The organism is Streptomyces sp. NPDC102406 (assembly GCF_044765725.1).
Lineage (GTDB): Bacteria > Actinomycetota > Actinomycetes > Streptomycetales > Streptomycetaceae > Streptomyces.
Map to the genome: position 1 here is coordinate 139,204 of NZ_JBIWKP010000012.1, position 14,016 is coordinate 153,219.

At 71.6% G+C, this 14,016-nt stretch carries 12 protein-coding genes; 5 read left to right on the forward strand and 7 right to left on the reverse strand.

The features are described 5' to 3' along the window. The first annotated feature begins 23 nt into the window (after nucleotides 1-23). A complete protein-coding gene (locus ACIRF8_RS32995; protein WP_404220971.1) occupies nucleotides 24-965 on the forward strand; it encodes an ABC transporter substrate-binding protein in 942 nt (313 codons plus the stop codon). Nucleotides 966-989: 24 nt separating this feature from the next. Here ACIRF8_RS32995 and ACIRF8_RS33000 read toward each other — a convergent pair whose 3' ends face one another. Next, entirely contained in the window at nucleotides 990-2,300 is a 1,311-nt protein-coding gene (locus ACIRF8_RS33000; protein ID WP_404220973.1) for a DUF5685 family protein, read from the reverse strand. A gap of 343 nt (nucleotides 2,301-2,643) precedes the next feature. On the opposite strand from ACIRF8_RS33000, the gene ACIRF8_RS33005 reads away from it, so the two are divergent. After that, nucleotides 2,644-3,090 (forward strand): cell division protein SepF, encoded by a 447-nt coding sequence (locus tag ACIRF8_RS33005; protein WP_404220975.1) that lies wholly within the window; start codon nucleotides 2,644-2,646, stop codon nucleotides 3,088-3,090. Nucleotides 3,091-3,162: 72 nt separating this feature from the next. Here ACIRF8_RS33005 and ACIRF8_RS33010 read toward each other — a convergent pair whose 3' ends face one another. Further along, complete coding sequence (locus ACIRF8_RS33010) at nucleotides 3,163-4,782, reverse strand: MFS transporter (protein ID WP_404220977.1); 1,620 nt, start codon at nucleotides 4,780-4,782, stop codon at nucleotides 3,163-3,165. 248 nt (nucleotides 4,783-5,030) lie between these two features. On the opposite strand from ACIRF8_RS33010, the gene ACIRF8_RS33015 reads away from it, so the two are divergent. Continuing rightward, nucleotides 5,031-6,164, forward strand: a complete 1,134-nt coding sequence (locus ACIRF8_RS33015; protein ID WP_404220979.1) for a hypothetical protein — start codon at nucleotides 5,031-5,033, stop codon at nucleotides 6,162-6,164. A 259-nt stretch (nucleotides 6,165-6,423) separates the two neighbouring features. Further along, entirely contained in the window at nucleotides 6,424-7,443 is a 1,020-nt protein-coding gene (locus tag ACIRF8_RS33020) for a phosphatase PAP2 family protein (protein WP_404220982.1), read from the forward strand. A 108-nt stretch (nucleotides 7,444-7,551) separates the two neighbouring features. Here ACIRF8_RS33020 and ACIRF8_RS33025 read toward each other — a convergent pair whose 3' ends face one another. Further along, a complete protein-coding gene (locus ACIRF8_RS33025) occupies nucleotides 7,552-7,767 on the reverse strand; it encodes an I78 family peptidase inhibitor (protein ID WP_404220984.1) in 216 nt (71 codons plus the stop codon). A 413-nt stretch (nucleotides 7,768-8,180) separates the two neighbouring features. Here ACIRF8_RS33025 and ctaD point away from each other — a divergent pair, with 413 nt between their 5' ends. Then, nucleotides 8,181-9,887 (forward strand): cytochrome c oxidase subunit I, encoded by a 1,707-nt coding sequence (gene ctaD, locus ACIRF8_RS33030; RefSeq protein ID WP_404220986.1) that lies wholly within the window; start codon nucleotides 8,181-8,183, stop codon nucleotides 9,885-9,887. 6 nt (nucleotides 9,888-9,893) lie between these two features. Here the strand turns inward: ctaD and ACIRF8_RS33035 are convergent, their stop codons facing one another. From ACIRF8_RS33035 to ACIRF8_RS33050, 4 genes are all read right to left on the reverse strand, one after another. After that, the gene (locus ACIRF8_RS33035) at nucleotides 9,894-10,730 is read right to left on the reverse strand and encodes a hypothetical protein (protein ID WP_404220988.1); all 837 of its coding nucleotides are present in this window, start codon (nucleotides 10,728-10,730) and stop codon (nucleotides 9,894-9,896) included. Further along, complete coding sequence (locus ACIRF8_RS33040; protein ID WP_404220990.1) at nucleotides 10,727-11,971, reverse strand: glycosyltransferase family 4 protein; 1,245 nt, start codon at nucleotides 11,969-11,971, stop codon at nucleotides 10,727-10,729. The genes ACIRF8_RS33035 and ACIRF8_RS33040 overlap by 4 nt, the downstream gene beginning before the upstream one ends. A 192-nt stretch (nucleotides 11,972-12,163) precedes the next feature. Beyond that, nucleotides 12,164-13,462: an ABC transporter substrate-binding protein gene (locus ACIRF8_RS33045; protein ID WP_404220992.1), complete on the reverse strand. Its 1,299-nt coding sequence runs from the start codon at nucleotides 13,460-13,462 to the stop codon at nucleotides 12,164-12,166. Beyond that, the gene (locus ACIRF8_RS33050; protein WP_404220995.1) at nucleotides 13,437-13,994 is read right to left on the reverse strand and encodes a hypothetical protein; all 558 of its coding nucleotides are present in this window, start codon (nucleotides 13,992-13,994) and stop codon (nucleotides 13,437-13,439) included. Before ACIRF8_RS33050 ends, ACIRF8_RS33045 begins: the two co-directional genes overlap by 26 nt. Nucleotides 13,995-14,016 lie beyond the last annotated feature (22 nt).

Genomic DNA, 14,016 nt, shown 5'->3' on the forward strand with positions numbered 1-14,016 from the left:
TCGAAGGGCAGAACCCCAACGCCATGCGCACCACAACCCTGACTTCCGCGTTCGCGCTGATCACCGTCGCCGCGCTGTCCCTGACGGCCTGCGGCTCCGGTGACGGCGCCGACGACGCGGCGCCCGCCGCCGCCAAGAACGCCACCATCCCGACGACGGACGTGGTCTCGGCCGTCACGAAGGACCCCGCGGCGGCGAGGCTGCTGCCCGCGGACGTCCGCGCGAGCGGCAGTCTCAAGATCGCGGTGACCGTCGGCGGTACCCCGCCCGGCTCGACGTATCTGCCCGACGGCAGGACGATCGTCGGTCAGGACATCGACTTCGCCCGCGCGGTCGGCAAGGTGCTCGGCATCGAGCTCGACCAGGAGGTGGCGAGCTTCGAGGCGATCCTGCCGGCCCTGGGCAGCGGCAAGTACGACGTGGGCACCGGCAACTTCGGCGTCACGGACGAGCGCCGCAGGACCATCGACTTCGTCACCTACATCAATGACGGCCAGGGCTTCGCCGTCCGCAAGGACAGCGACCTGAAGAAGGTCACCGACCTCCGGCAGCTCTGCGGACTGAACGTGGCGACGGGCGCCGGTACGACCTTCGAGGCGACGCTGGAGGCGAACAAGGGGAGTTGCGAGAAGGCGGGCAGGAAGCCCTACGACGTCAAGACGTACGCGGAGTCGAGCGCTGTCTGGTCCTCGCTCCAGCAAGGCCGCTCCGACGTGGTGATGAGCACGATCAACGGCCTGCGGTACGCGGTGGCACAGCAGGAGGGCCTGAAGTTCCTCAACGAGTTCCACCGCCTCGACGTCGGCTTCGCCTTCAAGAAGGGCACCCCGCTGGCCCCCGCGTTCCGGGCCGCGGTGAACAAGCTGATCGCGAACGGCACGTACGACAAGATCCTCAAGAAGTGGGGTACGACCGCGTCGGCCATCACCACGTCCCGGATCTCCCCGCCGGAGATCAAGGACTGACCCGGCTCCGGGGAGCGGACCGCGTCAGGCCCCGCAGTCGCAGCACGAGCAGCACTCACAGCAGTCGCAGCACGAGCAGCAGTCGCCGCAGTCGCCGCAGTCCCATTTGTGGCAGGCGCCCTCGCGCTTCTTCCGGGACCAGGGCCCCTCGAACTCGTCCGCGCAGCAGACCTTGCAGGTGCAGCAGAGCCCTACCGCGACCACGCACCCGGTGAGGAGGCCGCGCTTGCCGGGCTTCGGCGGCTGGAACGACGGCCCGCCACCGAACCCACCGAACCCACCGGGACCGCCGGGCCCACCCGGTCCGCCCGGGTGTCCGCCCCCGTAGGGATTGTTGGAGGTGTACGCCCCGGAACCGGCGGGCGCGTAGGGTCCGCCGGCCTGGGCGCCGGTCGGGACCCGGCCGTCCGGCCGGCCGCCGTGCTGCGGGGTGGACGCCGAGGCGGCGTGTGCGGCACGACCGTGGCCGGTGGCGCAGGTGTCCGTGCCGAACGCCCGGTCCACCGATCGTCCCAGCTCGTGCGCGAGCAGCAGGTGCGCCAGCTTTCCGTCGACGAAGTCGGCGTCGCGCAGCGCGAGCCGGATGCCGCGCACGGCGTCGTCGGCGAGCCGTCGTGCCTCGCCGAGTCCGGTCGCGGTGGCGGTCAGCGGGTTCCAGGCCCCGGCCGCGGCGTCGGCGGCGCGGTCCTCGACGGCGTCCAGCAGATGCGCGAGCCGGCCGAACAGCCGGCCCGCCTCGGCGAGCGGCCCGGCGTTGTGCGGGCGCCCCGCGAGCCGGGCGGTGTGCGCGAAGGCGGCGGCGGTCGCGGTCTCGGTCGGCTCGGTCACGGTCAGCAGGGAGGTGCCGGGCCCGGCCAGGGACTCGATCCCGGCCTGCCGTTCGACGGCGTCGACGAGCACCGCCGTGTCGAACCCGACGCCGGTTCCGGCGCGGGCCCCGGCCCGGTCCCAGCTCGCGGCGACCTTCCGCGCGGCGGCGGCCACCGGCCGGCGGGCGAACAGTCCGTCCCGGTCCTCGACATGGTCGCGCACCTTCGCCGAGGCGAGGACGAGGGAGACGGCGGCGGCCAGGCGAGCGCCCTCGCCCCGCGCCACGGAGGCGGTGCGCATCCCGCGCAGCGGGCAGGGGCCCGCCGTCCTGCGCCGGGCGCCCGACCGGTCGGACTGAGCCTCCGTCAGGACGGAGACGAGCAGCCCGTCGTAGTTGGTGACGACGCGGGCGAACTGCCCGTGGTCCGCGCGCAGCGCCAGGCACAGCCCGCAGAGGTGGGCCGTCCACTGGGCTTTCAGTCCCTCACCGAGCCGATGAGTGCAGGGCCGGACCATTCCGAACAAGGCGACTCCCCCGTACGCCGGATGACAGCCCGTCAACAGGACGACACGCCGTGTCAGTCCTTCGGGCCGAGAACCCTCGCATCTTATCGAGCAACCGTGACGCCCCTTGGTTCACCCGTACGCACCGCACGTCACCCAAACGCCACGAAAGATAGTATTTCACTCACTGTCAGCAGGCTTTACCCGTACAGCCCTTGGAAACCCGGGGACAACACCGTGTTGACTGTGCACCAGTACCGTCACGAAAACCCCGCGCGGCGACTATTCACTTGGCGCCGTATCAGCATGATGGACGACGATGGGGATACGGAACGCAGAGGAACCGGTGTGAGAGGAGGCGTCCATGGGATCGGTGCGCAAGGCGAGTGCCTGGCTTGGCCTCGTCGACGACAACGATGACGAGCGTTACTACGACGACGACTACGACGAGGGGCCCGAGCCCGCTGCGAGCGCTGCCGCCTGGGTGACGGACCCGCACGTGAAGGCCGCCCCGGAGGAAGCCCCGCAGGAGAGCCGCCGCATCGGCACCGTCACCCCGGACAGCTTCCGGGACGCGCGGCGGATCGGCGAGATGTTCCGGGAGGGTACCCCGGTCATCATGAACCTGACGTCGATGGAGCCGTCCGACGCCAAGCGCGTCGTCGACTTCGCGGCGGGTCTCATCTTCGGTCTGCGCGGGTCGATCGACCGGATCGCCACCCGCGTCTTCCTGCTGACCCCCGCGGACACCCGGATCGTCTCGGGTCGCGAGGCGACGCCTCAGCCGGATGGTTTCTTCAACCAGAGCTGAGGCGTTCCGCCCGGGACGAGAAGGATCCCGGGTGGGCGCCCGGCACGGGCCGGTCGCTTCGACCGCGCCCGCTCAGAGCGCCGACGACTGCGCGTGCGAGGACCGGCCGGCCGCCACCGCTTCCGCGCCGTCCGCCGCGGGCGCGTCGCACTCCATCCGCCGCGGCAACCGCAGCGCGGCCACCGCACCGAGGAACAGCAGTACGGCGCTGACGACCAGCGTCACATGCAGCCCGTGCACGAAAGCCGCCCGCGCGGCCTCCCGCAGCGCCTCCCCCGCCCCGCCCCCGAGCCTGGCCGCGATCTGGTACGCCTCCCCGAGCGAGTGCCCGGCCGCCCCGCTCGCCGCCGCGGACACCCCCGGCACCTGCGCCAGCCCGGGCGCGTAGGCCGCGTTCATCACGGAACCGAGCAGCGCGATGCCCATGCCCGCGCCGAGCTGGTAGGACGTCTCGCCGATCGCCGCCGCGCCGCCCGAGTCGTCGGCCGGGGCCTCGGTGAGCATCGACTCGTAGGCGCCGAACAGCGTGGTCTGGAAGCCGAGGCCGAGCAGGACGAACCCGGCGCCGAGCAGCCACGGCCGGTCGTCCTCGCCCATCAGGCAGAGCAGCAGCACGGCGCAGGCCGTGAGCGCGAACCCGGAGCTGACCATGGCACGCGGCCCGAACCGGCGCAGGTTGGCCGAGCCGAGGACGCCCGCGACCATCGCCGCGAAGGTCAGCGGCAGCATCCGCAGGCCGGTCTCCAGCGGGCTCATCCCGAGGACGAGCTGGAGGTACTGCACCGCGATCAGTTCGAGTCCGACCAGGGCCAGCATGGCTATGACGATGCAGCCGACCGAGGTGGAGAACGCGGGGCGGGAGAACAGCCGCATGTCGATCAGCGGATGCTCGCGCCGCCGCTGCCTGCGGACGAACAGCACGAGCAGGGCGATGCCCGCGAGGAACGGCAGCACGGCGCCCGCGTCCAGCAGGTCGCGGTCGATGCCCAGTTCCTTGATGCCGTAGACGACGCCGAGGACGCCGAGCGCGGCGAGCAGCGCGCCGAACAGGTCCCAGGGGCCGTCCGCCCGGCCCTTGGACTCGGGCACGAGGACCCGGCACAGCGGCAGCATGACCGCCATCAGCGGAATGTTGATGAGGAAGACGGAGCCCCACCAGAAGTGCTCGACGAGGAAGCCGCCGAGGACGGGCCCGGTGGCGGCGCCGACCGCGGCGACCGCGGTCCACACACCGATGGCGACGGCCCGCTCGCGCCGGTCGGGAAAGACGTCCCGCAGGACCGACAGGGTCGCGGGCATGATCATCGCGCCGCCGATGCCGAGCAGGGCGCGGGCCAGGATCAGTACCTGGGCGGAGTCGGCCACCACGGCGAGCGCGGAGGCCGCGCCGAACAGGGTGTAGCCGAGCAGCAGGATCCGTCTGCGGCCGACGCGGTCGCCGAGGGTGCCGAAGAGGATCAGCAGCGAGGCGCAGATCAGCGGATAGGCGTCGCCGATCCACAGGAGCTCGACGGAGGTGGGCCGCAGCTCCTCGGTGACCGAGGGCAGGGCGACGTACAGGATGGTCGAGTCGAGGGCGACCAGCAGCAGGCTCGTGCACAGGACGACGAGGACGACCCAGCGGCCGGCCCGGCTTCCCGTCGTGCCCGGCCGATCGCGCAGGCGTCCGGTGGGCGTGCTCGTCCCGGACATGTGCGTACCTCCCGATAATCCTCGCGTCCGGCGGATCCGGGGGCTGGGGATGCCCACGGTCTTCGGCCCGGGAGGAGCGGTTCCCCCGGCCCCGCTGCGAAAGGCGAGTGAGCCGTCAGAGTACGCGAGTTCGGCCCGGTGACACGTGGCGGACCTCTCACGGAACAGTCATACCCCTGTGGCGTGCGCCACTCACCCGGCGGGGGGCGCGGGCCGCTCCGCCGGGGCCGCCGTCGATAATCGGGGCCGTGAACGACCTCGATCGGCAAGAGCGGCCCACCCTGCGGCGGGCCCTGCCCGCACTGCTCGGCTACGCGGGGGTGCGGGCGCTCGGCCTGCTCGCGCTCGCCCTGTGGAGCGCGGCGGCGGGCAAGAGTCCGCACACGCTGCTGACCGCGCGCTGGGACTCCCTCTGGTACACGCGGGTCGCCGGGCAGGGCTACGGCTGGTCGGTGACGCTGCCGGACGGCAGCGTCCATTCGAACCTCGCCTTCTTCCCGCTGCTGCCGTGGCTGGAGCGGGCGGTGGCCGCGGTCTCGCCGCTCTCCTACGCCGACGCGGGCCTGGTGGTGAGCTGGCTCGCCTCGCTCGCCGCGGCCTGGGGCGTCTTCGCGGTCGGTGCCCGTCTCTACGGGCGCCGGGCGGGCGTCTGCCTGGCCGTCCTGTGGGGCGCGCTGCCCGTCGGGATCGTGGCGTCGATGGCGTACAGCGAGGCCCTGTTCACCGCGCTCGCGGCGTGGGGGCTGTACGCGGTCCTGCGGCGGCACTGGGTGAGCGCCGGACTTCTGGCCTCGCTCGCGGGGCTGACCCGGCCGATCGGCGCGGCCGTGGTGGCGGCGGTCTGGGTCGCGGGCGCGCTGTACGCCCGGCGCGAGCGCCGGGTCCCGTGGCGTCTGCTGCTCGGGGTGGTGCTGGCACCGGTGGGCGCGGCGGCGTACGTGCTCTGGGTCGGGCATCGCACCGGCGGCGGCCTGTTCGGCTATCTCGATGTGCAGGGGCAGTGGGGCAACGGGTTCGACGGGGGCGCCGCGTTCGCCCGCTTCGTCGCCGACAAGTTCACGTCACCTCTGGGCGCGCTCGCCGGTGCCGGGCTGATCGCCGGGGTGGCGCTGGTGGTGTGGCTCTACGTGGCCGGGGTGCGGCAGCCGCAACCGGTGCCGCTGCTCGTCTACACCGGGATCGTCCTCGTGCTTGCCCTGTGCGCTTCGGGGTACTTCGGATCGAAGCCGCGGCTGCTGCTGCCCGCGTTTCCCCTGCTGCTGCCGGTCGCGGTGGTGACGGCCCGGTGGCGAACGGCCGCGGCGGCATGGTCGCTCGGCGGACTGGCGCTGGTCTCGGCGGTCTACGGGGCGTTCTGGCTGAACGGTTCGGGCCCCCCGTGACCGGCCTCGACCGTCCGTGATCGCCTCCGGCGGGCCCGATGAGCGGACGGAGAATTCCGTGCCAGCACCCGGTGAACGCATTCATAAGCGCGCCATAACGAGACTCCGGACCCGATCACTGAATTCGGGCGGACTTTCGTCCCCGGTTATCGGATTCCCTGGAATAAGTGGAGTCCTGAGATCAATCCCACATCACATCGTCATCACAAAGCCACTGTTTCGTGCTGGTCCACCGCACGCCCGCTGTAGCGTCGATTGGGTGCGTACCGAACGAAACCCGACCCGCCGACTGGAGCGGGTCTTCGCCAGGCTCGACCGCGAGCCCGAACGGCCGGCCGGGCTGGACATGCCCCGGATGAGCCGGCACCGCGTCGTGCTCCTCGCGCTGACCCTGGCCTTCTACCTCGCGATCGTGGTGGCGGTCCTGGCCACGACCTGGCTGGTCGCCTTCGACTGGCAGGTCATGTTCTTCCGGCCCTACCAGCAGTGGCCGGAGATCCACGCGTTCCTCGACTACTGGGTGGTCCTCGGCCAGCGCGGCCCGACCGCCGTCATGGTCATGGCATGGCTGGGCTGGCGCGCGTGGCGGCAGCACACGCTGCGCCCGCTGCTGATGTTCGGTACCGCGCTGCTGCTGCTCAACGCCACGGTCGGCGCCGCCAAGTACGGCATGGGCCGGGCCGGGCCGCACTACGCCACCGCGATCGGCTCGAACGAGATGTGGCAGAACGGCGATATATTCCCTTCCGGCCACACCGCGAACGCCGTGGTCACCTGGGGCATCCTCGCCTATCTGGCCGCCACGCCGCGCGCCCGCCGCTGGCTGTCCGCGGTCTCCGCGGTGATCTCCCTGAGCGTCGGTCTGACCACCGTCTACCTCGGTACGCACTGGCTGAGCGATGTCCTCCTCGGCTGGGCCGCGGGCCTGCTCATCCTGCTCGCGCTGCCCTGGTTCGAGCCGCTGGTCGCCCGCGTCGAGGCCCTGATCCTCTCGCTGCGCGCCCGCCGACGTGCCCGCCGCACGGCTCTCGCGCCCGCGCCGCAGCCCGTTCCGGTGCCCGCGACGACCCCGCCGCGCGCCGCCACCCCCGACGACGGGGTCAGGGTGCGCGAACCGGTCGGCGCCGCGCGCTCGGCCGCCCGCCCCTCGGCGCTCCTCGCGCCGGGTCCGCACACCCCGCGGGGCGAGCGCACACCGGTCAGCCCGGCCGGCAGCAGGCGCCCCGCCACCGCGCGCGGCACCGCGCGAGCGGGCACCACCGACCCCCAGCGGGCGTGAGCGCCGCCCCTCGGGGCGACCTCGGAACAGCGGGCCCGGTACGCACAACCAGCCCGCACGGCGAAGGGCCCCGGAACCTCCCAGAGGTTCCGGGGCCCTTCGCGTACGTCAGCCCTTCCAGCAGCGCGTCACCCGGCCGTCGGTGACCTCGAAGTTCAGTCTTCCCGCGCGGTACTCCATCGTGATGATCGCTCCCGGCGGCACCTGCCGCACGGTCGACCAGCCACGGCCGCGCGCCTGTCGCTCGGCCGGTTCCGCGGCGAGTCCGACGTAGGCGTCGGGGGTGTCCTGGGGCTCTGGGGGCGGGGTCGGAATCGGTGCCATACGGCCACCGTAGGCCGAGTCCACCGACGACGCCAGGGCCGTCGGCCGAGGCCCCCATAGCCGTGTACGGTCACACTTTCGTCACAAGATCACGGCGGTCGTTTCCGTCGAACTCCCTCACACGTTCGGGCGGTTCCCTCGTTCTTACGCTCTTCTTACACCTGCGCCGTACGGAATTCCGCGGACGCCCCTGAATGCCGTGGCGCGGGGCCGACGCATTCGCCGGAAGCCCGCCGCGCAATTGCGCGCCCCTTTCGAATCCGGCCACGCGGCGGGCGGGTCGAGATCGACCGGGAATTGCCTGTCCGGGCCACAAGGAGGTGCCTGCCCCCTGTCGCGGCGGACCCGATGCGCGCATCATGGCGTCAGTTCGGAGGCAGGCCCGGGGCGCGTGAGCAGCGAGGGGGCGAGCGATGGGGACGACCGGTGTGCGGACCGGGCCGGCGGCGGCGGGACCGGCGCGGGAGCGACAGCCGGGCCGGGTGATCGTGGACTGGCTGACCACCACCGACCACAAGAAGATCGGCCACCTCTACCTGATCACCGCGTTCGCGTTCTTCATGATCGGCGGGCTCATGGCCCTGCTGATGCGGGCCGAACTCGCCCGCCCCGGCCTGCAGATCATCTCCGCCGAGGAGTACAACCAGCTCTTCACGATGCACGGCACGATCATGCTGCTGCTCTTCGCGACCCCCACGTTCGCGGGGTTCGCCAACGAGATCATGCCGCTCCAGATCGGCTCGCCCGACGTCGCGTTCCCGCGTCTGAACATGCTCTCGTACTGGCTGTTCCTCTTCGGCGGCCTCATCGTGCTCGGCTCGCTGATGGTGCCGGGCGGGGCCGCGGACTTCGGCTGGTTCGCCTACGCGCCGCTGAACAGCCTGACCCGCTCCCCCGGCATCGGCGCCGACATGTGGATCATGGGTCTCGCGCTGTCCGGGTTCGGCACGATCCTCGGCTCGGTGAACTTCCTGACCACGATCATCGGGATGCGGGCGCCCGGCATGACGATGTTCCGGATGCCGATCTTCACCTGGAACACGTTGTTCACGTCGATCCTCGTCCTGCTCGCGTTCCCGGTCCTGGCCGCCGCGCTGCTCTGCCTGGAGGCCGACCGGCGCTTCGGCTCGGTGGTCTTCGAGGCCCAGTACGGGGGCGCGCTGCTGTGGCAGCACCTCTTCTGGTTCTTCGGCCATCCCGAGGTGTACATCATCGCGCTGCCGTTCTTCGGCATCATCAGCGAGATCCTGCCGGTCTTCAGCCGCAAGCCGATCTGGGGCTACACGATGCTGGTCGGCGCGACCATGGCCATCACCGGTCTGTCGGTGGTCGTGTGGGCGCACCACATGTTCGTGACGGGCGGTGTGCTGCTGCCGTTCTTCTCGTTCATGTCCTTCCTCATCGCGGTGCCGACCGGCGTGAAGTTCTTCAACTGGACCGGCACGATGCTGAAGGGCTCCCTGTCCTTCGAGACGCCGATGCTGTGGTCGATCGGGTTCCTGGTCACGTTCCTGTTCGGCGGCCTGACCGGTGTCATCCTGGCCTCGCCGCCGATGGACTTCCACGTCTCGGACACGTACTTCGTCGTGGCGCACTTCCACTACGTGGTGTTCGGCACGGTCGCCTTCGCCACGTTCGCCGGGTTCTACTTCTGGTGGCCGAAGCTGACCGGGAGGATGCTCGACGAACGGCTCGGAAAGGTCCATTTCTGGACGCTGTTCGTCGGCTTCCACACGACGTTCCTGGTGCAGCACTGGCTGGGCGCGGAGGGGATGCCGCGCCGGTACGCGGACTATCTCGCCGCCGACGGCTTCACGGCCCTCAACACGCTCTCGTCGATGGGCTCGTTCCTGGTCGGCCTGTCCACCCTGCCGTTCCTCTACAACATCTGGAGGACGGCCAGGTACGGCCCGAAGGTGGAGGTCGACGACCCCTGGGGCTTCGGGCGCTCCCTGGAGTGGGCGACGTCGTGCCCGCCGCCCCGCCACAACTTCACGACGCTGCCGAGGATCCGCTCGGAGTCACCGGCGTTCGACCTGCACCACCCGGAGTTCGCGGCGTACGAGGCCCTCGACCCGGGCACGCACAACCCGGACACCGACGCCCATGTCGGCGAGTGACCGCTGCTAGGACCCGGCGCTCACCACGACCGCGAGGTCGTTGTCGAGGGTGTAGTAGGGCTCGGCGGACAGTTCCCGCCCGTCGGCGGAGACCCGCGCCGCGGGGTACACGAAGATCGGCTTCTTGTCGGCGACGTCGTCGAGGATGCGGGCCACCCGCACCTCGGGGCCGTCGTCCCCGCCGGGGCGCAGCCACAGGTCCCAGCGTCCCTCGGACAGCTCGTCGTAGCCGATCCGCAGGGTGAACTCGGCGCCGTCCGCGGTCAGTTCCCCCCTGAGGACCGGGCCCGCCGCCGCCCGGGCACGTATCTCCGCGTGCGCCTTCGCGGTGAACTCCGTGCCGTAGACCCGGCCGTGGACGGTCAGCTCGCCGTCCCGTATGTGCAGCTCGCCCGCCTCGGCGTGGGGCGCCCGCAGCCAGCTCCGCACGGTGAGGTTGCCGTGCTTGGTGGTGTACGGGACGCGCACGGCCACGTAGCCGCGTGAGCCGCCGGGGGCGCGGTCGACCAGGGACCGCAGATCGTTCGTGCCCGGCGTGAGCCGCACCGGCTGGCCCCCCGCGACCTGCGCGTACACGTCCCAGCGGCCCTCCGGGAGGCCGACGCTGATCGGCAGGGAGGCACGCAGGCGCCCGTCGCCCGCCGGGGTGAGCGGCAGCCGCACCTCTTCCCCGCTGGTCCGCTCGGCCAGCAGGAGGTGGGCGGGGGCGACTCCTCCGTGGTCACAGACGTCGAAGGTGAGGCCGCCGGCGGAGTCGGCGATGCAGTGGGCGCGCGGTGGCATGCGGTCGGTCCTGTCGTCGGACGGCGGGATCGGGGCGAGCGGGGTCAGCGGCGTCGTCATACGGTGCGCCTCTTCTCCGGCGTGAGCGCGTCCCGCACGGCGAAGGCACCGCCCATCAGGGTGCCCCGCGCGCGGTGCAGCAGCCCGGCGGAGCCGCCGCGGGCGGTGAGGGAGCCGAACAGGTCCTCGTAGCGCTCGGCGATCCGCGCCGGGTCGAAGCGCGCGGAGTGGGTGAGGGCCCGGGCCGCCATCTGCCGGCGCAGCGCGTCGTCGTTGATGAGTTCGAGCAGCCCGGCGGCGATCGCGTCGACGTTGCCGACCTCCACCAGGCGCCCGTCGACACCGTTGTCGATGATCTCGCCGGGGCCGTGCGGGCAGTCGGTGGAGACGACGGGCAGCCCGCACCGCATCGCCTCGACGATGGTCATGCCGAACGATTCGAAGGTCGACGTCACCGCGGCGACGGAACCTTTCGTCCACTCGGGTTCGAGGGGGTGGGCGGTGCCCATGAGGAACACGTGGTTGTAGAGGCCGAGTTGGTCGATGAGGCGGCGCAGCTTGTCCTTCTGCTTGCCGCCGCCGTAGATCCGCAGCCGCCAGTCGGGGCGCTCGGCGCGTACCTTGTCGAACGCCCTGATCAGCAGGTCGTACCGCTTGACGGGCGCGAGCCGGCCCGCTGCCACGACCCACTTGCCGGTGCCGTCGGCCGGTGCCACGGCGGGCGCGGGCACCGGGTTCGGCATGGCCGCCACGCGTACGCCGGGAAGCCGCATCTTCTCCCGGTAGGCGCGGGCGTCGGCCTCGGTGGTCGTGGTGAGCGCGTCGAGCCGCGGGTAGACGCCGCGGAGCCGGCGGCGCAGTCCCGCGGAGTGCGTGTCGAGCGTGAGGTGTTCCTGGCCGACGCGGAGCGGGCCGCGCCGGGTCTGGCGGACGAGGTGCACGTTGAGGCCGGGCCGGGTGCCGACCACGACGTCCGCGTCGACGGTGGCCAGGTGCTCGGCGATACGCCGGTCGGTGAGGGCGCTGTACTGGGCGTAGCGTCCCTCCTGGCGGGGGAAGACGGCGGCGGGCTTCTTGAACCGGGGGTCGTCGCCCTCGTAGCCGGCGGAGTCCTTGCGGATGTCGACGAGGTGGCGCAGCCGTACGCGCGGGTCGACCGCGAAGACGGGCTCCTCACGGTGGCGGAACACGGAGACGACTTCCACGTCGTGCTGTTCGGCCAGGGTGTTGGCGAGGTTGTACGTCGTGCGGATCGTCCCTCCGATCCCGTACGCGTTGTGAATCAGAAAAGAAAGCTGCATGCGGCCCCGTATCCCACCATTCGTCGCGGACAGTCCCGAGGAGTCGAACAGCCCGGGTGCTCCGTCTACCGGATGGTCAGACAGGGATGCCCTGGCGAGGGTTGCCCTTCATCATCATGTTGTTCCAGAACAGTTGCCTGATCGGTAGAGAAATTCGGGAACCTTTTGGCCAGTTTGTCCATCAGGACGGCATCACGGCCGGTAGGAGAGTTGCGGGACGTCAAAGCAGGTCCGGTTCATATCGCCGTTCTGGGTGATCCACCCCTTGTCGTCCGTCCACCGGGCGACGGAAAGACACGTCGTACGGGTCGTGGGCGGCTCGGGCAGCATGCGGTACGTCACCGGGAGCAGAAGCCCGTCGGCCGTGTAGGGGGCGCCGCGGCGCATGAAGCGGTCGAGGCACGCGCGCGTGGCGCCGTCCCCGTCCCTCAGGCAGGAGCGCGCGGCGTCCGTGAACCACATCGCGGCGGCCCAGCCCTCCAGTTGCCACTGCGAGTGGGTGCGCAGGGTCCGGGTCGCGTCGCGGAAGGCGCGTACGGCCGGGTGGCCGGTGTCCTCGAAGTTGCGGCTCGCACCGGTCGCCCACAGGGAGGCTCGGCAGTGCGGCGCGTCCTTGTAGTCGGTGGCGACGGACGACGACCAGCTCTGCACGGTCGTGACCTTCGCGGTGACGCGGGCGCCGACCTGGTCCATGGCCCGGCACAGCCGCGCGTTGCCGTGCGCGTCGATGGCGTCGAGGACGAGGTCGACGCCGCGGTCCTTGAGGTCGGCGGCGACGGCGCGGAAGTTCGGCAGGGCGAAGTCGACCTGCTCGGTGAAGACCTTGTAGCCCTCGGCCTGAAGGCCGCGGGTCAGGAGCCGCGCGTACGCGGCCGATGCCGCCTGGTTGTACGAGACGACGGCGGCGGTGCGGGCGCCCCGCTCCCGCTCGAAGTAGCGGTAGACCTCGGTGCCGCCGTACAGCTTCCCGTCCCAGCCGGGGGTGCCGTCGCGGGGCGCGAGGCTGCCGTAGATGCCGTACAGATGCGGGTAGGTGTCGTAGGCGGCGCCGATCGGCTGGCCGCCGATGTCGGGCACCCGCGCGTGGGAGACCTGTTCCGCGCCCGCGTAGTCGAGGGACGTGGTGGCCACCAGGGCGACGACCTTCTCCTCGTCGATCAGCTTGTGCACGCAGGCGTGGTTGCCGACGCCGCTGCCCCCGTCGTCGCACAGGCGCACCTCGACGCGCCGCCCCTGGATGCCGCCTTCGTCGTTCAGGTGCCGGAAGTACGCCTGGGCGCCGTCGCGGGGGTCGGTGAACGTGGCGCCGCCGACCGGGCTGGTGGCGCTCGTGAGGATGCCGACGCGGATCGGCGCCGCCGCCTGCGCCGGTGCGCGGCGCGTCGCCCCGTCCTCGAACGCGCTCCGTGGCAGCCGCGAGCCGCAGCCACCGAGGATGAGGAGGGCGAGCACCGCCGCGAGCGCCTCAGCAGCCAGGGCCCGGCGACGCATTGCCGCTCAACTGCACCAGCGCGCACAGCGTCTTGACCGACACCTTCCAGGTGCCGTCCTGCTCGACCGAGGTGCCCTTGGCGCCGGGCAGCACCGTGGCGCCCTTCAGGGCGAGCGAGTACGTCACGTCGGCGCCGGTCGGCGAGGTGAACGCGATGGTGACGACGTTCGCCTCGACCTGGCCGCCGCGCTTGTCCCCGTCGAAGCTGTCCAGGACCTGCCGCATCCGGGAGCCGTTCTCCAGGACGTCCTGCTTCTCCTTGAGCGGGACGGCCGGGTCGAAGAACTTCTTCCAGTTCTCCTTGATCTCCTTGCGCGCCGCGGCCTCGTCCGCGGGCGCGGTCCGGGTGGGTTCCTGAGAGGAGGGTTCCGCCGAGGACGGCTCCCGCGAACTCGGGGTGGGCGGATCGCTCTCGCCGCCGCCGCTGTCGTCGCCGCACGCCGTCAGGGCCGGTCCGAGCGCGAGGGCCGCGGCGACGGCGAGCACCGCGCCCCGGCCGCGGTTGGGCCTTGCCTTGATCCCGAGAACCATCTGGCTCACCACCGGGTGTCGG